Raw genomic sequence first — 18012 nt, forward strand, 5'->3', positions numbered from 1 at the left:
ACTTGATATCACTATCCTTACAAAGATTCATCAGATAGCCGTCGATTTGTTCGGCCGGCCCGGTGAAGGTAGGGCGTATGCAGCACACAGGGCCGCTGGCCGGAGTGCGGGTGATCGATCTGACCGCGATGGTGATGGGTCCCTATTGCACCCAGATCATGGCCGATATGGGCGCGGATGTGATCAAGGTGGAGCCGCCGGCCGGGGACAACACCCGCCATATCTCGGTGGGCCCGGTACCGGGAATGGCCGGCGTGTTCGTCAACGTCAACCGCGGGAAACGCAGTGTGGTCCTGGATCTGCGCGAGGAAGCGGGCAAAACCGCGCTGCGTGAACTGATCACCGGCGCCGATGTGTTCATCCACTCCATGCGCGGTAAGGCCGTGGCCGCGCTCGGGTTCGACTACGAGCGGGTCGCCGCGCTCGAGCCGTCGATCGTCTACACCAACTGCTACGGCTACGGCCGGCGCGGCCCCGACGCCGACCGCACCGCCTACGACGACACGATCCAGGCTGAATGCGGACTACCGCACGTCCAGGAACTACTGACCGGCACACCGGGTTACGTGGGCACCATCATGGCCGACAAGATCGCCGGAATGACCGCCGTCTACGCCACCATGATGGCCCTGTTCCATCGCGAGCGGACCGGGGAGGGGCAGGAGGTGGAGGTCGCCATGTTCGAAACCATGGCCGCCTTCATGCTGGTCGAGCACGCCAACGGCGCCCTGTTCGATCCGCCGCTGGGGTCGGCCGCCTACCCGCGCGCGGTGACTCCCGAGCGCACCCCGTACCGCACCGCCGACGGTTATCTCTCCGCACTGGTCTACAACGACAAACAGTGGACGGCCTTCGTGAACGCGGTCCGCCCGCCCTGGAACGGTCCGGAATTCGCGACCCTCGCCCAGCGTGCGCGCCGGATCGACACCGTCTACGCCCATCTGCGGGAGACCTTCGCGACCCGCACCACCGCCGCTTGGCTCGATCTGCTGAATTCCCTGGATATTCCGGCCGCGCCGGTCCGCGGCCTGGACGATCTCTTCGACAACGCGCACCTCAACGAGGCCGGTTTCTTCGAAACGATCGACAGTCCCGACGGCCCGCTGCGTTTCCCCGGCCCGCCGACCTGGTTCTCCCGCACCCCCGGCCGCGTATCCGGTCCGGCGCCCCGCCTCGGCGCCCACACCCGGGAAGTACTGGAGGCGGCGGTCGTACGCGAACAGAGACCCGCCGGGCCGGCCGGCAACGGCACGGGAACCCGGGGATGAAGGAGACCGATATCGACCTCGGGCAGTGGCTGCGCCCCGGCGACCGGATCGTCATCGGGCAGGCCTGCGGTGAGCCCACCACGCTCGTCGAGGCCCTCATCGATCAAGGACCCCGGATCGGCGATCTGTCCGCCTTCACCGCGACCAGCTTCTCCGGCCGGTTCGCGCCCGGGGTCGGCCGCTCTTTCGCGCTGTCGAGTATGGGCGCCATCGGCGCGCTGCGCAGTCTCACCAGGATCCACGAACTCGACATCGTGCCCTGTCATGTGGGCCGGGTGGCTCCCATGATCGAATCCGGCGAACTCGGCTGCGATATCGCGCTCGTTCAGGTCAGCCCCGCCGATTCCGCGGGCAGGCACAGCTTCGGGCTCGTCAGCGACTATGTCCGGGCGGCGGTCGCGCGAGCCCGGGTGGTGATCGCGGAGGTCAACGAGCAGGTGCCCTACACCTTCGGTGAATCATTGGCCGCCGCCGAGATCGACTGCGCGGTCACCGTATCGACCCCGCCGGTGGAGGTGGCGCCCGCAGCGATCGGTGCGGTGGACGAAGCCATCGCCCGCCACATCACCGACTACATCGGCGACGGCGCGGTCCTGCAGATCGGTATCGGTGCTGTGCCCGACGCAGCGGTACGGCTGCTGGGCGATCGCCGCGACCTCGGCGTCCACTCGGGAATGATGGGAGACGGTCTCGTCGACCTCGTCGAAGCCGGCGTGATCACCAACGCGCGCAAAAAGATCGACCCGGGTGTCTCGATCACGGGCGCGCTCATCGGCACCCGGCGACTCTACGATTTCGCCCACCGTAATCCGGCCCTGCGCATGTGCCCGACCTCCTATACCCATGACGCCGCCGTCCTCGCACAGCTCGACCATCTCGTCACGCTGAACTCCGCGCTCGAGGTGGACCTGACCGGGCAGGTGAACGCCGAACAGTCCGGCGAGAGCTATATCGGCGGCACCGGCGGCCAAGTGGATTTCGTCCGGGCCGGGCTGCGCTCGCCCGGCGGGCGGTCGATCATCGCGTTGCCCGCCACCGCGCGCCACGGCACCGTCAGCCGGATCACCGCGGCGCTGTCCGGGCCGGTCACCACCGCGCGGACCGAAGTCGACATCGTCGTCACCGAATACGGCGCCGCCGAACTGGCCGGGAAATCGCTGGCCGAACGCGCCCGGCGCCTCGTCGGTATCGCCCATCCCGGTTTCCGTGACGAACTGGCCCGGACCGCCCGTCTCATCGAGAAACGAGGATTCTAGATGGAGGACGCCGTACTCTTCGACGCCCGCGCCGACGGTATCGCGGTGATCACCCTCAACCGGCCGCAGACGCGCAACTGCCTGTCCGCGGAGGTCCGGACGGGGCTGTTCGCGGCCTGGGACCGTTTCGAACACGACCCGGCATTGCGGATCGCGATCCTGACCGGTGCCGGACCGAAGGCATTCTGCGCGGGCGGGGACCTACGGGAGATGGTGGACACCGGGATGGCCGAACCTCCCCGCGACATGTTCCCCGTCCCCTACGACACGATCGAACTGTCCAAACCGACCATCGCCGCAGTAAACGGCGCCGCCTTCGCCGGTGGCTGGATGATCGCCCAGGCCTGCGATCTGTGCGTGGCCAGTACGACAGCGACCTTCGCGGTCAGCGAGGTGAAGGTGGGCCGCAGCTCACCGTGGGCCGCGCCGCTGATCCATATGATCCCGCAGCGCATCATGATGGAGATCCTGCTCACCGGTAACCCCATCAGCGCGGCCCGGGCCTACGAGATCGGTCTGGTGAACCGGCTGGCCGAACCGGACGAACTGTTGACGGTGGCTCTCGATCTGGCCACCACGGTGCTCGCCGGCGCACCGTTGTCCGTGCGCGCCGCACGCGAAACCGTCATGCTGGCAACCGAAATGGGCCGGTCGGCCGCGCTGCGGGCCGCCCGGCACGCCTCGGCGAGGGCCTATCGCAGTGCCGACGCCCAGGAGGGCCCGGCGGCGTTCGCGGCGAAGCGGGCACCGCGGTGGACGGGGACATGAGATCGCGCCCGAGCCGTTGCCGAGGAGAGGCCTGCGGCAACGGCCGTTCGAGTTCGGGGCAGCGGATGGAATCTCCTGCGTCGCGGTGTATTCCGTATCAGGACGAGCCGTCCGGCCGCGTGGCCGCGGCGCGGCCGGACATTGTCATCTACTCGATGGCACCCGGGTGCGTTACACGCCGAACGCGGTGGGGTAGGCGATGGTGCCTCGGGGAACCGGGCGGGTGTCGTCCAGGGCGAGTGCCATCATGGCCTCGTCGGGGGCGTCGAAGGGTGCGCGGATTCCGAAGCGCGAGGCAGGGGTGAAGCCGAAGCGCGGGTAGTAGTCGGCGTGCCCCAGGACGACCACCGTGTGCTCGCCCATCGACCGGGCCGCGTCCAGCGCTGCCCGGATCGCGGCAGAACCCGCGCCCGTACGCTGGACCCGGGGCAGTACCGCGCAGGGGGCCAGCGCCAAGGCCGGTTCACCGTCGATACGGCAGCGGGTGAGCAGAGCGTGCGCGACGACCTCGCCGGCGGAGGTGGTGGTGACCATGGACAGCCCTTCGATCCATGCCTCGGGGTCGGCCCGCAGAGCCTCGACCAGGTCGGCCTCCTCGGGGGTGGGGAAGGCGGCGAGTACGACTTCGCGGATGGCCGCGATATCGCCGCTGGTCTCGGGACGAGTGCGCCAAGTGCTCATGGTTGTTCCGTTCTCGGTCGTTGCGGTGGTGTGGTCGTCGGGACGCAGGATGTACGCGGCGTAGTGGTAGTCGTGGCCGTGCCGGCTGCGCATGGCGATTTCTGTGCGCAGTGCCGCCAGGGCCTCGCGCATGCCCGGGCGGTTCGGGTCCATCCGGCGCATTCGCTCGATGAGCGGGGTGTAGTACTCCTGCCACCAGTCGGTATCCGGTAGCGGCCAGTACGCGTCCACTCGATAACCGGCCGAGCGGGCCGCGTCGGTATTGGCGGCACGGGTCCGCAGCGGATATATCGCGTCCCAGTAGGCGCGCACCGAGTCCCCGGGGGTGGTGCCGGTCCATTCGATCTCGGTGATGGCCAGGACCCCGCCCGGGGCCAGCAACCGCCGCCAGGTACGCAGTGCGGTATCGAAGCCGATCGTGTAGACCGAGCCTTCGGCCCAGATCGCATCGAAACTGTGGTCGGGAAACGGCAGCCGGTCCATCGAGTGGTTCATCACCGAAACCCGCCCGCCCAGTCCTCGACGGGCCGCCTCGGCCGCCAGGTCGTCCAGGTAGGGCTGGTGGATATCGACGGCGGTGACGGTCGCGCCGGTCTCGGCGGCGAGCAGCAGGCCGGCGCGGCCCGGTCCGCAACCGGCGTCCAGTATGCGGGGGCGATCGGGAAGCGGCCCGGCCGCCGCGAGCAGACGCCGGGTCGTGGCGTCCGAGCCCGGACCTTGTCTGGGTAGACCGTCGTGCAGGACGAAGAGCGCTTCGATGACCGCATCCGGGCCCGAACCCGTGCCGGTCGTGCCGTGATCAGCAGTGGAAGAAGACAACGTAGAAACCCTTGAACAGGGACCCGCTACGAGTCGGCCACGCGCCGCGAGCGATAGCCGGCGGTGCGAATGAAATCCGATCGGTCCGGGATCCAGGAGAAGAAGACGACCGTGCGAGCAGGCCGAGCGGCTTCACGAATCCGGGGCGCGGCTGTGGACGGCTGCGGCCGTCTCACGGCCGTACACCTCCACCACCGGGGGGTGCCACCGGAAACGCAGGTATCGGGTTGTCGTCCCGTCGGAACGCCGTGCAGCCACGGCGTGGGAGACGACTACGCGATGTAGTCGGGCGCGCTCGGCGCGGGCCGGATCACAAAACACCTCTTCCAAGGGCTGATAGCCCGACGTGGTCGCCGGGACACCCCGGAAATCAATCACACACGCCGCACAGGGCGCAACTGTTTTTCGCCGCCGGCCCCACCCCGGGATCGGCAGCGCAGTGCACCTCGAAGATCCCGAGGGCCGGTCGACCGCCGACCGCGACGGAACGTTGTCGTTGTTGCCGCCCCTGCCGGTCCGCTTTATAGTGGATGCGAATTCGGGTTTCGTGAAATCCACTTTCTCCGCGCACAGCTCTACAACCGATCGGGAGTAAGCTGTATGGCCGAAATTCTTTTCGTGGTGACCGGGGCGAGTTATTGGACCCTGAACGACGGGACCCGGCACCCCACCGGGTATTGGGCCGAAGAGTTCGCCGCCCCTTATCGCGCACTGACCGGGGCCGGTCATCGAATAGTGGTGGCCACCCCGGCCGCAGTGGTGCCCCATGTCGATCTGATGAGTCTGCGACCGTCGATGGCCGGCGGCGAGCAGGCCGCCCGGGAGCTGGAAGAGACCCTGCGCGCGGCCGAAGAGTTGCGCCGGCCGATCGACTTGGCCCACGCCCGCCCGGCCGACTACGCCGCGGTCTACTACCCCGGTGGTCACGGCCCCATGGAGGATCTGTGGCGGGACGCGGACTCCGGTAGGTTGCTGACCGCGGCGCTCGCTTCGGGCAAGCCGCTGGCCATCGTCTGCCACGCACCGGTGGCGATCCTGGCGACCAGACACAACGGTGTATCGCCCTTCGCCGGGTACCGCCTGACGGCATTCACCAATGATGAGGAGGACGCCGTCGGGTTGCGGGAGAAGGCGTTCTGGACGGCCGAGGACGAACTGGGGAAGCTCGGTGTCGAATTCACGCGTGGCGAAATCTGGAAGCCCTACACCGTCGTCGACCGGAATCTGTTCACCGGTCAGAATCCGGCTTCCGCCGGTCCGCTCGCCGAAAAAGTTCTCGAAGTACTCGCCTGACGCCGATTCGTTGCTCGGCCGCGTTATCCCGTGTGCAGGAACAACCGCGGCGTGCTCCGGAAATACCGAAATCCGAGCAGAATAACCACAGGAGACGGTGAACATGCGCGGAGTCATCATGTACGCTCCCGGCGACATCCGGGTCGAGGACCGGGCGGATCCCGAGATCGTCGAGCCCACCGACGCGATCATCCGCATCGCCGCCACCTGCATCTGCGGGTCGGACCTGTGGCCCTACCGCGGCGTGGAGCCGGTGGAGGGTCCCACTCCGATGGGGCACGAGTACATCGGCGTCGTCGAGGAGGTCGGCCCCGAGGTCGCCGGTCTCGCGCTCGGAGATTTCGTCGTCGGATCGTTCTTCGCCTCCGACAACACCTGCGAGATCTGCCGAGCCGGATATCAGAGCCGCTGCGTGCACAACGTCCCGATGGGCTCGATCGGGACCCAGGCCGAGCGGGCCCGTATCCCGCTCGCCGACGGAACCCTTGTCGTCGTTCCGGGTTCTCCGGGCCCGGCGCAGTACCCCGGCCTGCTCGCGGCCTCCGACGTACTCGGCACCGGCTGGTTCGCCGCCGTCGCCGCCGAGGCGGGACCCGGGAAAACGGTGGTGGTCGTCGGCGACGGCGCGGTAGGCCTGCTGGCCGTGCTGGCCGCGAAACAACTCGGCGCCGACCGCGTCATCGCCATGAGCCGCCATGCCGACCGTCAGGCGCTGGCCCGCAGATTCGGCGCCGACGAGATCGTCGAAGAGCGCGGCAAGGCCGGGGTGGACAGGATCAAGGAACTCACCGACGGGCTCGGCGCGCATTCGGTGGTCGAGGCGGTCGGCACCCAGGAGTCCATGACGCAGGCCATCCGCGCCGCCCGGCCCGGCGGCCATGTCGGCTACGTCGGGTTGACCTACGGTGTCGAACTCGACGGTATGCGGCTGTTCTTCTCCAGCGTCCATCTGCACGGCGGTCCCGCGCCGGTGCGCCGGTTCCTGCCGGAACTGATCGATCTCATCATGCGCGGTGACATCGAGCCCGGCGACGTCTTCGATCTCTTCCTGCCGCTGGAGCAGGCCGCGGAAGGTTACCGCGCGATGGACGAGCGTCGTGCCACCAAAGTCCTTCTCACGGTATGAGACCGTGTCCGGTGGTCGCGGGCCGGGGCGGCGACCACCGGAAGACGCCACCGCCGAAACCCAGAACCGGTCACCGGCGCCGAGTACGAGCGAGCCGCATCCGAGATCTGAATCCGGTGTTCAGCCCTCGGTCTCGCCGGCGATCTTGATCGCCCACTCGGGGCAGGCGTCCTTGGCGGTGAGTACCGCCTCGCGCAGGTCCTCGGGGACGTCCTCGGCGACCGCCTCCGCATAGCCGTAGTCGTTGAGCGTGAACACTTCCGGGCACAGTGTGGTGCAGATACCGTGCCCCTTGCAGGAGTCCTCGTCGACGATGACCTTCATGTGGCTTACCCTTCCGTCCGGTCGAATTCCAGGTGTAGAGCGGTGATCCCGCGCAGGATGAAGGTCGGCAGATACTGGTATCTGCGCGCGTCGGCCGGACCGTGGGCGCTCTCGTCGATCCGGATATCGGTGGTGCGCTCGAGCAGGCGCTTGAACGCCACCTTCGCCTCGGTGCGGGCCAGCGGGGCGCCGGGGCAGGTGTGGATACCGCGGCCGAAGGCGATATGGGACCGGGCGTTCGAGCGTTGCGCGTCGAAAACGCTCGGATTCTCGAAACGCCGCGGATCGCGGTTGGCGCCGCCGTTGGCGAGCATCAGGACCGTGCCCGCCGGGACCTCCACACCGCCGACCGTGGTGGTGGTCTTCGCCAGCCGGAAATCACCCTTCACCGGGCTCTCCATCCGCAGCATCTCTTCGATGAAGTTGTTGATGCGCTCGGGGTCGCCGCGCAGCCAGGCCTGCAGTTCCGGGTCCTCGGCGATCAGTTTCAGCCCCGAGGACAGCAACCGCACAGTGGTTTCCTGGCCGGCCGAGAAGAGATTGGCGGCCACCCGGACCACGTCGATCACCTCCGGTCGGCTGCCGTCGGGGAAGGTGGCCTCCGCGAGACTGGTCAGCACGTCACCACGAGGATTCTTACGGCGGTCCTCGATATAGGTGGAGAACTTCTCGTAGAGGAATTCGATCGGGTTGTGCTCCATGGCGTGCTCGGAGCTGGTGCTGCCGACCGTTCCGGTGCGGTGCGGATCGCGCTGCAAGGCGTTGAGGAACTCCTGCTGGTCCTCCGGCGGCACACCGAGTAGGTCCGCGATCACGTAGAGGGTGAAGGGGCCCGCGAAATCGTGGATGAGTTCACCGTTTCCGGGCGCCAGGTACTCGTCGAGCATCTTATCGGCCAGTTCCCACATCGCCTCTTCGTTCTCCTTGAGGCGTTTGGGAGTGATCAGCCGCATCAGCAGACCACGGTGCGCGGTATGGGTCGGCGGGTCCAGAGCCGGGAGCTGATCGCTGAACGGCAGCGAATCGCGGTGTTCGGCGATCAGGGCGTCGGCATCGGAGTTCTCGTCGATGGGAACCGGGAAACCGGGAAAGGGCCCGGTCACCGAGATGCAGGAGGAGAACCGCTCGGCGTCGTTGAGGACTTCCAGGGCCTCGTCGTAACCGGTCACCATCATGACGTTGTGGTGCTTCTCGCGGGTCACCGGGCACTGTTCGCGCAGGGCGTCGAAGTACGGGTAGGGATCAGCGACCAGCTCCTGCCCGAGGAAGAAATCCAGATCCTCGAAGTTTTTCACGTGACGGGTTCCCTTCGCTCGGCCGGCACCCACCGCCACGAGCAGCTCCGCCGGTTGACTTCCGCATTTGAGAATATAACTCTCATCTGTGAATATGAGATTTCCACACGGTGTGCCGTGCGTCAACCGGAGGACCGGCGAACATGACCCTTGATCTCACCGCTGACCAGCGGCTCTTCCAGCAGACAGCCCGGGAATTCCTGGCCGACACCGTCCCGGTGCCGACAGTACGCGCGCTCGGCGAGGCCGGGACCGGATTCGACGATCGGTGGTGGCGCTCGGCCGCCGAACTGGGCTGGACCGCCATGCTGGTCGCGGAGGAACACGGCGGCGGCACCGTATCGGGGCGTCCGATGACCGAATTGGCGCTCATAGCAACAGAACTCGGCCGCGCCTGCGCGCCGGGGCCGTTCGTCGCCACCAACGCGGTCCTCGCCGGGCTGGCGAGCGCGAGCGCGGCTGGTGACCACACGGTCACGGCGATCGCGGCGGGCACCCTGATCGCCTCCTGGGCCGTCTACGAACCCGGACGTGGTCTCGATATCGTCGACGCGCTCGCCGGCCGCGATGCCCCCACCGACGGGGAATGGGCGCGCGCCGTCCGCGACGGCGCCGGCTACCGGCTGACCGGGGTGAAGGATCGCGTCGAAGCCGGGGACCGCGCCGACATCCTGCTGGTGACCGCACACAGCGCGGACGGCCCGGTACAACTGCTGGTGCCCACCGACGCCCCGGGCGTCACCGTCACCCCGACCTGGACCCTGGACCTGGTCCGCCGCACCGCAAGGATCGAATTCGCCGAGGTGGCGGTGCCCGCCGACGCCGTGACGCACACCGGAGCCGCGGCGGCCGACGCCGTACGCGTCCAGTTGCACACCGCCGCGGTGTTGACGGCGGCGGAGACGGTGGGCGCCACCGGCAAGGCGTTGGAGGCGACCCTGGCCTGGCTCACCGACCGATTCACCTTCGGCCGCCCACTGGCCTCGTATCAGGCGCTCAAACACCGCATGGCCGACAACAAGACCTGGTACGAGGCCTGCCGTGCGACCACCGCGGCGGCCGCGGCGGCCTGTGACGACGAGCCGCGCGCCGCGGCGCAAGCGGTGAGCGTCGCGAAATCCTATGTGGGCGCGAAAGCCCCCGTGATCGGTCAGGACTGTGTGCAGTTGCACGGCGGTATCGGGGTCACCTGGGAGCACGATCTGCATCTGTATCTGCGGCGGATCGGACTGGGCCGCGCGCTCTACGGCACTCCCGAGGAGCATCGCCGCCGGATCACCGACCTCCTCGTCAGCGCCGCGTAGCGCGGCAGAACTCCCCGGAAGGCGACACCGCTATGACCACCGAACTCGAACTCGAACCCGTAGCCGAGTTCCGCGAACGCGCCCGGATCTGGTTGCGCGCCAATCTCGCGCCCGCACCGCCGGACCAGGGCCCGCCCGACAGCAAAGAGGAGTGGGACCGGGCGCGGCAACTCCAGCGGATGCTGCACGACGGCGGGTTCGCGGGTATCTGCTTCCCGAAGGAGTACGGCGGCCTCGGTCTCACCCCCGCGCATCAGCAGGCCTTCACCAAGGAGTCCTACCCCTACGAGATGCCGGTGATCCTCAATGTGCCGACCCTGTCCATCTGCGCGGCCACCCTGCTCGACCTGGGGACCGAGGAGCAGAAGCGGGAGCATCTGAGCGCGGTGCTGCGCGGAGACGAGGTGCTGGTGCAGTTGTTGTCCGAGCCGCGCGGTGGTTCGGATCTGGCCGGACTCACCACCCGGGCCGAACGGGACGGCGAACGCTGGATCCTCAACGGCTCCAAGATCTGGAGTTCGGGCGCCTACGCCGCGGACTACGGGTTGTGCCTGGCCCGCACCAACTGGGAGGTCCCCAAACATCGCGGGCTCACCATGTTCCTGGTGCCGATCGAGGCCGAGGGGGTGACCGTGCAGCGGATCCGGCAGGTCACCGGATCCACCGAGTTCTGCCAGGAGTTCTTCGATGATGTGGTGCTCGGCGAGGAGGCCGTGATCGGCCGGGTCGATGACGGCTGGGAGGCCGCGTCCCGGCTGCTCTACCACGAGCGTGCGGCCATCGGCGGGACCTCGCCGTATCTCAGCGGCGCCCGGCCGCATCTGGGCGGCGAGCAGTCCCCGATCCTGGATATCGCCCGCGACAGCGGTCGACTCGACGATATCCGGGTCCGCGAGGACGTCGGCGAGGCGTGGGCCATGCAGGTGGTACGCGATCAGCTCATCGACCACATCACTCGCAGTGTGCTCGCCGGGGAACTGCCGCCGGCCGCCGGATCCATCACACGCCTGTTCAGTGCCGAGAATTCCTGGCTGCAAACCGATCTGGCGGTGAAGGTCGCGGGAGCGGCCGCCGCCACGCACGCCCCCGGAGATCCGGTCGACACCGCGCGCATCGGCACCGATTTCTTGTTCCGCGCCGCCTGGAGTCTGGCCGGTGGCAGCACCGAGATCGCCCGCAATGTGATCAGCGAAAGGGTGCTCGGGATGCCGCGGGAGTACGCCGCCGACCGGGATGTGCCGTTCAACGAGGTGAAACGTGGACGTTAGTGCCGGAGCGAGGAGGCGGAGATAGCGATGCGGTTCATCTTCCACTATCCCGAGACCGGCGGCATGGCGGGCGATGTGCTCGACGCGGGGCCGCTGGGAGAGGTCGCGCGCGCGGCCGAGCGGGCCGGTTTCGCCGGATTCTCGCTCAGCGAACATCCGGCGCCGGGCGCCCGCTGGCTGGGGGCCGGCGGCCATCAGACCCTGGACCCCTTCGTATCACTGGGGTACGCGGCGGCGCTGACCGAGCGGATCCGCCTGATCACCTATCTGTCGGTGGCGCCCTACCGGAATCCCATGCTGCTGGCCAAAGCGGCGGCCACCCTGGACAAACTCTCCGGCGGCCGGGCGGTCCTGGGGATCGGCACCGGGTATCTGAAGGGTGAATTCCACGCGGTGGGCGTGGATTTCGAGGAGCGCAACACCCTGTTCGACGAAGCTCTGGATGTGCTGCCGCTGCACTGGAAGGGCGAGCCGTTCAGCTATACCGGCAAGCATTTCAGCGCCCGCGAGGTGCAGGCCCGGCCGACCCCGGTACAGCAGCCCATTCCCATCTGGATCGGAGGTAACTCCGCGCTGAGCCGGCGCCGGGTGGCGCGGGCGGCCCAGGGCTGGATTCCGATGTCCGGGGGCGCCGAACTCAGTACCACCGCCCGCACACCGGAACTGGGCACGATCGCGGACCTGGCCCGAAAGATCGCCGATGTGCGATCGGCGGCCGTGGACAACGGGCGCACCGGCCATATCGACCTGGTGTACTCCTACAGCCATACCGGGCTCACCGGTCCCGGCGCCGATCCGGGACCGCACCGGGAAGCATTCGCCGAATTGGCGCGCGCCGGGGTCGACTGGATCACCGTCTCCACCCGCGCCGGTGTGCACGACACACTCGATCCGGCGGTCACCTTCGATTTCCTGGCGTCCTTCGGCGCCCACTACATCGACGACTGAGAGGAGCCGGCGGGATGGGCTGGTTCGAGGAGCGCGGCGGTCTCGCCGGCAGTGTGGCGGTGGTGACCGGCGGGGCGGGGGGACTGGGCGGGGCGATTGTGGCGGATTTGGTCGCCAATGGAGTGCACCCGGCCGTACTGGACCTCGACCCAGCCGCGACCGCGGAGCTGGCGCAGTCACTGGCGGAACAGGGCCGCGACGCCGTCGTGCATCACGGCGACGCCCGGGATCCGGTGGCTCTCGCCGCGCTGTTCGAGGCCGCCGATGCGCGGTGGGGCCGGCTCGATACGCTGGTGAACGTGGTCGGTGGCACATTCCGTGCGCCGTTCACCGACACCGGGCCGAAGGGCTGGGATGCGCTGTTGCGCACCAACCTGACCCATGTCCTGCACGCCTGTGGCCTGGCCGTGCCGCGGATGCGCGCCGGCGGGCACGGCGGCAGCATCATCAACATCACGACCATCGAAGCCCATCGCGCCGCACCGGGTTTCGCGGTGTACTCGGCGGCGAAGGCCGCGGTGGAGCAGTTCGCGCGCACCCTCGCCGTGGAGGTGGCCCCGGACCGGATCCGCGTCAACAACATCGCCCCCGATTTCGTACCCACTCCGAACCTGGAACGAATCGGGACCGGTGACAACGCGATGCTCGATCCGGCGGGCGTCAAGGTCGCTATCCCCATGGGCCGCGCCGGTCACCTCACCGATATCTCCCATTGCGCGGTGTTCCTGGCCTCCGGTCTGTCGTCCTATCTGACGGGGACCACCCTGCACCCCGATGGTGGTACCGGGGCGTCGGCCGGCTGGTTCAACTGGCCGGTGGAGGGCTGGGCCAATCACGCGCCGCTGCGGGTGCTGCGCGCGAGCGAGGAAACGCGGTAACGACGCGGGTTCGCTGCCACGGTCGACGGGCCGGAAGCACCGGGGTGGCCCGGGGTGTTCCGGACGACCGGTCCATCAGCGTGGGCGATATCGGCGTCACCCGGTCCGCGAACCCGCCTGCGGATGCGCGCCTGCGCGTGCCGTAGCCGATTCGATCGGGTTCTGGTCAATCGGTGCCGGGGCCGTTCGGCGTCTGGTCGGGGGAATGTGCGGTCAGGATGCGCAGGGCATTGAGGAAACCGCGGCGGTCGGCGGCTGATAGCTGTTCCAGGACCTTCTCGTTTTCGCGCGCCTGGATTTCGGCCTGCACCGCGGCCGCGATCCGGTGTCCCTCCGGTGTCAGCTCCAGCAGCCGGGCCCGGCGGTCGGCGGGATCGGGGGTGCGTTCGATGAGGCCGCGATCCTGGAGGTCGTCGAGGACCGCGATGATCCGGGTTTTGTCCGCGCCGATCTCCTGGGCGAGTACGCCCTGCCCGCGGGCGGCGCCGCGGCTCAGCGTGCTCAGGACCGTGTAGGCCCACATGGTCAGCCCGTGGGCTTCGAGAATCGGGCGTTCCAGGGCGATGAGGGTGCGGGTCAGCGGCGCGAGCATCGCGGCCAGATCCGGACGGTCCGTGGTTCCCATGAGTAGAACCTACCCACTGGGAAATGGTAAGCATTGACGTATTATAAGCGTATGCGTACTGTCTGCGGTATGACCACAGACCTAGTCGAACTCGACCGCCGGGCGGTGCTCACCACAGTGACCACCGCCGAACTCGTAACCCCTGACCGACTCGGCCTGCCGACCCCGTGCGCCGGGTGGACCGTGGGCGACCTGCTGGCGCATATGGCCGCACAGCATCGCGGCTTCGCCGCCGGTGCACGTGGCGACGGCGCCGACCTCGCGCACTGGCAGGTGCGCAAACCGGGACCGCACACCAAAGCCGAGTACATCGAATCCGCGGCGGAGGTCCTGCGGGCCTTCGCCGAGCCGGGGACGGCGGACCGTCTCTTCGCGCTGCCGGAATTCGGGCCGGAGGTGACGGTCCCGGGCCACCAGGCCCTCGGATTCCACCTGGTCGACTATGTCGTCCACGGCTGGGATCTCGCGCGCGCCCTCGGCGTGGGCTATGAACTGGACGAGGCCACGGCCGAGCCGGTGTTGCGTATCGCCGAATCCGTTCCCGACGGCCCGGAGCGCGAGCAGCCCGGGTCCCCCTTCGCCCGTGCGCTGCCGGATGGCGACCCGGGCGCGCCGCTGGACCGGATCCTCCGGCTGCTAGGGCGTTCACCCGCGTGGCCGGAACGCGGATAGCCGCAGCGGAATCGGTCGGACCTCGCAGCAGGCTCGCGGGTGCTCAGGCGTCGGCGAGCTCGTTGCGCCAGACGGGGCTGTCGACGTAGTGGTTGTCGTAGCGCTGCGAGCTCGCACCGATCTCCTCGACGCTCGCCTCGCCCCGGTAGACCCGCTCGAGCAGCCGGTAGTAGTCGAACCGGTGCAGCCCCGGAGTGAAGACCACGAGCAGTTCGGCCTCGGCACCGGCGGCCGGGGCGAACGCGTGGGGCACCGTGGGCGGCACGGTCAGGAAATCACCGCGCTCGAGCCGCACGATCCGCTCGCCCAGCAGAATCCGCACGGAACCGTCGAGCACCAAAAACATCTCGGTCGCGGCGGTGTGGAAATGCGCCGGCGCACCGGGGGAACCCTTGCGCAGGGTCGCCTTGTTGGCGGTCAGCGCGCCCCCGGTCTGTCCGGCGTCGGCGAGCAGGGTGATGAGGCTCAGCGCACCATCCTGGAGGGTCTCGGCCTCCTCGGCACGAACGAGGACGGGGGCGGCGGTCTGCGCGGAAGCGGTCATCGGAACTCCGTAGGTCTCGGTGGGTGCGGTACCCGTTTTTCGTCTGCTGCAGAGTCGACGGAGCAGCCCCGCCGACTGTGACATCCCACCGGAACGACGTGTCCCGAGCTGCCGCCGCCACTACCGATACCGCGGCTATGGGCTTCCGGCCGGGCTGTACAGGACAACGAGCGGATGTCCACGGCGGGGGAGGCCGCAGCGACCCGACGACGCAGCCGCTCGCCTCGCCCGTCCACACCACAGCCCACGGCGCCCGAAGATTTTCCATGGACCGCCGTTGTCACAGATGCGCGGTCTGCTTCGTCCATTCCACAACAACGGAACGGAGCAGGAGCAGAACATGTTGGATACGAAAGAAATCGTGGCGGTTACAGCGTCTGGTGAGCTGCGGACCCATATCGACGGCGACGCCGGCAGCGCGGGAGATACCGACACCCATCCGGCGAAGTGGAAGTTCTGGGTGCTGACCATGGGCGGGCTCTACCCCTTGCTCACAGCCCTGGTGATGGCCACCGCTCCGCTGCTCGAACCGCTCCCGACGCCGCTGCGGCTGGCGTGCATCATGCCGGTCGCGGTGGCGGCCATGGTGTGGGTGATCATGCCCTTCCTGTCCCGGCGCTTCGCCGGGTGGCTGGCCCACTGACCACGCCCGAGCCCCGCGGCCTGCGCGGTCAGCCGGATCCGGCCGCCGCCCGGATGGCGGGATCGAGCAGGCCCAGATCGCTACCCAGCCGGTCGGTGAGCTCCCGGACCACGGCGATATCCTTGCGCAGGAACTCGCCCACCGATTCGGCGAACGCGGCCACCGACCCCTTGGCCGCCACGCTCAGTACCGCACGACCCGAACTGCTGGCATGCGGCAGTGCGGACAGCACCTCGGCTTCGGTGAGACCGAGTTCACCGGCCAGCCGCACAGCCTCGGTGACCAGGCCGATCTGGGCTGCGAACAGGGAATTGTTGACGAGCTTCACCCGTTGGCCGTTACCGAGTTCGCCCACGGCCAGGACCGGGTCGGCATACGCGGTGAGGACGGGGCGGGCCCGCGCCACCGCCGCGTCGGTGCCACCCAGGAAGACGGTGAGCGAACCGTCGGCGATATTGTGCGGGCCCCCGCTCACCGGCGCGTCGACCACGAGGCGTCCGGCGGCGGCCGGGGCGGCGGCCACGGCGGTCGCGGTGTCGGGACTGCCCGTCGTGTGCAGGATCAGTACCGAACCGGCGGGCATGGTTTCGAGCAGCCCGCTGTCCAGGCAGACCTCCCGCGCTTGCGCGTCGGTGAAAACACAGATCACCACCGCTTCGGCGTGCTGTCCTGCCTCAGGGACGGAACCGACGGCGGTGGCGCCGGTCGCGGTGATCGCGCCGCGCGCCGCGGGCCCGCGCCCGAGAGCCCGGACATCGTGCCCGGCCGCGGTCAGCCGCCGGATCATGGGGATACCCATCCGGCCGGCGCCGATGAATCCGATACGCACGCGGTTCTCCTTCGATCGGGGACGCGGGGTGCGACGCGACCCGTGGTGCGGCGGCCGGGGGCTCACGCGGGCGCCCCGGCCCGGGTTCAGCGCGGACGTCCCATCAGGGTGAGGGTGGCATCGGCGGTGTCGAGCACGACCCCGGGTGCGATGCCGGCGGCGGCCGCCAGCTCGCTGATCAGCCGGACATCCTTGCGCAGCAGATCGCCGGCGTGCGCGGCGATCTGGTCCAGTTTCCCGCCGCCCGCGAGTATCCGCCCCAGTGCGAAACTGTTCCCGCTCCCGTTGCCGATCACCTCGCCGAGCCGGTCGGGGCTCACCCCCAGCCGGGCGCCGAGCTCCAAGGTGCCGACCGCGGTGGCCATATGTGCGGTGAACAGGAGATTGTTGAGCAGTTTGGTGGTCTGCCCGGCGCCGATACCGCCCAGATGCACCACCGGGTCGGCGTAGGTCTCGAAGACCGGCCGGCAGCGCGCGAGGGTCTGCTCGTCACCTCCGGCCATTACCAGCAGCCGTCCGGCCGCGACGGCGGGGGCCCCGCCGCTGACCGGCGCGTCGATGAGCGAAACACCCCGCTCGGCAGCGATTTCGGCCAGATCCCGGCACGTGTCGGGATGGACCGTGCTGTGGATCGCGATCACCGGTGCCGTCGCACGCCCGGCCGCGGAGGCGGCGAATCCGGCCAGTACCCCGTCTGCGCGTTCGAGGACTTCCCGGACATCGGCGTCACCGACCACGCACAGACACACCAGATCGCTGTCGGCAGCGAGTTCCGCGGGACTGCCGGCGACTTTCGCCGCGGTATCCGCATACGGTTCGGTGGTGGCGGGGCGGCGCGCCCACAGGGTGGTCCGGTACCCGGCCTCGACGATACGGCGGGCCATGGGCCCGCCCTGACTGCCCAGTCCGATGAATCCGACGCGCATGATGTTCTCCTCTCGCGCGGCTCAGGAATCGGCGTCCGCCGAGTCCGGTTTCGGGGTGGCCGGCCGCCAGAACACCGCCAGCAGAGCGGCGGTGGCCACGACACCGACCCCCAGCGCGACGGCGCCGCCACCCCAGCCGGTGAGCTCGATCCCGGCGGCGTGATCCACCGACAGCCATCCGGGGCCGAGGATTCCCAGCGCCAGCGAGACGACCGCGAGGACCAGGACGTACTCGTAGCCGTCTTTGAACACGAAGAAGCCGTTCTTCCGGTGTGCCAGCAAGGCGGCGACCAGCATCACCGAGATCACCGCCGCGGCGGCCAGCGGGGTCAGCAACCCCAGGACCAGCAGGGCCCCGGCGCCGATCTCGGTGATCACGCTGAACCATGCCTGCAGTACGCCGTGACGTAATCCGAGGCCGCTGAACCAGTCGGCGGTTCCGGCGATCTTGCCACCGCCGATCCAGTGGTTGACTCCGTGCGCGATCATGGTGCCGCCCACGACCAGACGGAGCAGCAGCAGCGCGATATCGGTGACGTCCATTC

At 68.8% G+C, this 18012-nt stretch carries 19 protein-coding genes; 11 read left to right on the plus strand and 8 right to left on the minus strand.

Going from position 1 to position 18012, the window contains the following annotated elements:
- The first annotated feature begins 77 nt into the window (after positions 1 to 77).
- The 3 genes from NS4_RS08645 to NS4_RS08655 are packed head-to-tail and all read left to right on the plus strand — an operon-like array spanning position 78 to position 3292.
- Positions 78 to 1268, plus strand: coding sequence for a CaiB/BaiF CoA transferase family protein (locus tag NS4_RS08645; protein WP_063058994.1), 1191 nt, complete (start codon positions 78 to 80; stop codon positions 1266 to 1268).
- Complete coding sequence (locus NS4_RS08650) at positions 1265 to 2524, plus strand: acetyl-CoA hydrolase/transferase family protein (RefSeq protein ID WP_063058995.1); 1260 nt, start codon at positions 1265 to 1267, stop codon at positions 2522 to 2524. Before NS4_RS08645 ends, NS4_RS08650 begins: the two co-directional genes overlap by 4 nt.
- Complete coding sequence (locus NS4_RS08655; protein WP_063058996.1) at positions 2525 to 3292, plus strand: enoyl-CoA hydratase/isomerase family protein; 768 nt, start codon at positions 2525 to 2527, stop codon at positions 3290 to 3292.
- A 171-nt stretch (positions 3293 to 3463) separates the two neighbouring features.
- Here NS4_RS08655 and NS4_RS33970 read toward each other — a convergent pair whose 3' ends face one another.
- Positions 3464 to 4792, minus strand: a complete 1329-nt coding sequence (locus tag NS4_RS33970) for a GNAT family N-acetyltransferase (RefSeq protein ID WP_084487033.1) — start codon at positions 4790 to 4792, stop codon at positions 3464 to 3466.
- A gap of 600 nt (positions 4793 to 5392) precedes the next feature.
- Between NS4_RS33970 and NS4_RS08665 the strand changes: the two genes are divergently transcribed.
- Positions 5393 to 6085 (plus strand): type 1 glutamine amidotransferase domain-containing protein, encoded by a 693-nt coding sequence (locus tag NS4_RS08665; protein ID WP_063058997.1) that lies wholly within the window; start codon positions 5393 to 5395, stop codon positions 6083 to 6085.
- 103 nt (positions 6086 to 6188) lie between these two features.
- Positions 6189 to 7211: a zinc-dependent alcohol dehydrogenase family protein gene (locus tag NS4_RS08670; RefSeq protein ID WP_063058998.1), complete on the plus strand. Its 1023-nt coding sequence runs from the start codon at positions 6189 to 6191 to the stop codon at positions 7209 to 7211.
- A gap of 120 nt (positions 7212 to 7331) precedes the next feature.
- Here the strand turns inward: NS4_RS08670 and NS4_RS08675 are convergent, their stop codons facing one another.
- The gene (locus tag NS4_RS08675) at positions 7332 to 7535 is read right to left on the minus strand and encodes a ferredoxin (RefSeq protein ID WP_063058999.1); all 204 of its coding nucleotides are present in this window, start codon (positions 7533 to 7535) and stop codon (positions 7332 to 7334) included.
- 5 nt (positions 7536 to 7540) lie between these two features.
- Entirely contained in the window at positions 7541 to 8830 is a 1290-nt protein-coding gene (locus NS4_RS08680) for a cytochrome P450 (protein ID WP_063059038.1), read from the minus strand.
- 143 nt (positions 8831 to 8973) lie between these two features.
- Here NS4_RS08680 and NS4_RS08685 point away from each other — a divergent pair, with 143 nt between their 5' ends.
- From NS4_RS08685 to NS4_RS08700, 4 genes are read left to right on the plus strand one after another with little or no spacing between them, the layout of a single operon-like run.
- On the plus strand, positions 8974 to 10134 hold the full coding sequence (locus NS4_RS08685) for an acyl-CoA dehydrogenase family protein (protein ID WP_063059000.1): 1161 nt from the start codon (positions 8974 to 8976) through the stop codon (positions 10132 to 10134).
- A 32-nt stretch (positions 10135 to 10166) separates the two neighbouring features.
- Positions 10167 to 11402, plus strand: a complete 1236-nt coding sequence (locus tag NS4_RS08690) for an acyl-CoA dehydrogenase family protein (RefSeq protein WP_063059001.1) — start codon at positions 10167 to 10169, stop codon at positions 11400 to 11402.
- A 27-nt stretch (positions 11403 to 11429) separates the two neighbouring features.
- A complete protein-coding gene (locus NS4_RS08695) occupies positions 11430 to 12350 on the plus strand; it encodes an LLM class F420-dependent oxidoreductase (RefSeq protein WP_063059002.1) in 921 nt (306 codons plus the stop codon).
- A 14-nt stretch (positions 12351 to 12364) separates the two neighbouring features.
- On the plus strand, positions 12365 to 13228 hold the full coding sequence (locus tag NS4_RS08700; RefSeq protein ID WP_063059003.1) for an SDR family NAD(P)-dependent oxidoreductase: 864 nt from the start codon (positions 12365 to 12367) through the stop codon (positions 13226 to 13228).
- 166 nt (positions 13229 to 13394) lie between these two features.
- On the opposite strand, the gene NS4_RS08705 is transcribed toward NS4_RS08700, so the two are convergent.
- Positions 13395 to 13853, minus strand: coding sequence for a MarR family winged helix-turn-helix transcriptional regulator (locus NS4_RS08705; protein WP_063059004.1), 459 nt, complete (start codon positions 13851 to 13853; stop codon positions 13395 to 13397).
- 69 nt (positions 13854 to 13922) lie between these two features.
- Here NS4_RS08705 and NS4_RS08710 point away from each other — a divergent pair, with 69 nt between their 5' ends.
- Complete coding sequence (locus tag NS4_RS08710) at positions 13923 to 14525, plus strand: TIGR03086 family metal-binding protein (protein ID WP_063059005.1); 603 nt, start codon at positions 13923 to 13925, stop codon at positions 14523 to 14525.
- A 43-nt stretch (positions 14526 to 14568) separates the two neighbouring features.
- Here the strand turns inward: NS4_RS08710 and NS4_RS08715 are convergent, their stop codons facing one another.
- Positions 14569 to 15069 (minus strand): cupin domain-containing protein, encoded by a 501-nt coding sequence (locus NS4_RS08715; RefSeq protein WP_063059006.1) that lies wholly within the window; start codon positions 15067 to 15069, stop codon positions 14569 to 14571.
- 340 nt (positions 15070 to 15409) lie between these two features.
- Between NS4_RS08715 and NS4_RS08720 the strand changes: the two genes are divergently transcribed.
- Positions 15410 to 15712, plus strand: coding sequence for a putative antibiotic biosynthesis monooxygenase (locus NS4_RS08720; protein ID WP_157105954.1), 303 nt, complete (start codon positions 15410 to 15412; stop codon positions 15710 to 15712).
- A gap of 28 nt (positions 15713 to 15740) precedes the next feature.
- On the opposite strand, the gene NS4_RS08725 is transcribed toward NS4_RS08720, so the two are convergent.
- From NS4_RS08725 to NS4_RS08735, 3 genes are all read right to left on the minus strand, one after another.
- Positions 15741 to 16541 carry an NAD(P)-dependent oxidoreductase gene (locus NS4_RS08725; RefSeq protein ID WP_063059008.1) on the minus strand — a complete coding sequence of 267 codons (801 nt, stop codon included), beginning with the start codon at positions 16539 to 16541 and terminating at the stop codon, positions 15741 to 15743.
- Positions 16542 to 16627: 86 nt separating this feature from the next.
- Complete coding sequence (locus tag NS4_RS08730) at positions 16628 to 17467, minus strand: NAD(P)-dependent oxidoreductase (RefSeq protein ID WP_063059009.1); 840 nt, start codon at positions 17465 to 17467, stop codon at positions 16628 to 16630.
- 21 nt (positions 17468 to 17488) lie between these two features.
- Positions 17489 to 18010 (minus strand): DoxX family protein, encoded by a 522-nt coding sequence (locus tag NS4_RS08735; protein ID WP_063059010.1) that lies wholly within the window; start codon positions 18008 to 18010, stop codon positions 17489 to 17491.
- Positions 18011 to 18012: the final 2 nt, after the last annotated feature.

Source organism: Nocardia sienata NBRC 100364, from assembly GCF_001613205.1.
GTDB lineage: Bacteria > Actinomycetota > Actinomycetes > Mycobacteriales > Mycobacteriaceae > Nocardia > Nocardia sienata.

Coding starts and splice junctions, on each gene's coding strand:
- NS4_RS08645 (WP_063058994.1), top strand. CDS start 78: ATGCAGCACACAGGGCCGCTGGCCGGAGTGCGGGTGATCGATCTGACC.
- NS4_RS08670 (WP_063058998.1), top strand. CDS start 6,189: ATGCGCGGAGTCATCATGTACGCTCCCGGCGACATCCGGGTCGAGGAC.
- NS4_RS08705 (WP_063059004.1), bottom strand. CDS start 13,853: ATGGGAACCACGGACCGTCCGGATCTGGCCGCGATGCTCGCGCCGCTG.
- NS4_RS08700 (WP_063059003.1), top strand. CDS start 12,365: ATGGGCTGGTTCGAGGAGCGCGGCGGTCTCGCCGGCAGTGTGGCGGTG.
- NS4_RS08650 (WP_063058995.1), top strand. CDS start 1,265: ATGAAGGAGACCGATATCGACCTCGGGCAGTGGCTGCGCCCCGGCGAC.
- NS4_RS08675 (WP_063058999.1), bottom strand. CDS start 7,535: ATGAAGGTCATCGTCGACGAGGACTCCTGCAAGGGGCACGGTATCTGC.
- NS4_RS08730 (WP_063059009.1), bottom strand. CDS start 17,467: ATGCGCGTCGGATTCATCGGACTGGGCAGTCAGGGCGGGCCCATGGCC.
- NS4_RS08685 (WP_063059000.1), top strand. CDS start 8,974: ATGACCCTTGATCTCACCGCTGACCAGCGGCTCTTCCAGCAGACAGCC.
- NS4_RS08715 (WP_063059006.1), bottom strand. CDS start 15,069: ATGACCGCTTCCGCGCAGACCGCCGCCCCCGTCCTCGTTCGTGCCGAG.
- NS4_RS08695 (WP_063059002.1), top strand. CDS start 11,430: ATGCGGTTCATCTTCCACTATCCCGAGACCGGCGGCATGGCGGGCGAT.
- NS4_RS08655 (WP_063058996.1), top strand. CDS start 2,525: ATGGAGGACGCCGTACTCTTCGACGCCCGCGCCGACGGTATCGCGGTG.
- NS4_RS08710 (WP_063059005.1), top strand. CDS start 13,923: ATGACCACAGACCTAGTCGAACTCGACCGCCGGGCGGTGCTCACCACA.
- NS4_RS08735 (WP_063059010.1), bottom strand. CDS start 18,010: ATGGACGTCACCGATATCGCGCTGCTGCTGCTCCGTCTGGTCGTGGGC.
- NS4_RS08720 (WP_157105954.1), top strand. CDS start 15,410: ATGTTGGATACGAAAGAAATCGTGGCGGTTACAGCGTCTGGTGAGCTG.
- NS4_RS08690 (WP_063059001.1), top strand. CDS start 10,167: ATGACCACCGAACTCGAACTCGAACCCGTAGCCGAGTTCCGCGAACGC.
- NS4_RS08665 (WP_063058997.1), top strand. CDS start 5,393: ATGGCCGAAATTCTTTTCGTGGTGACCGGGGCGAGTTATTGGACCCTG.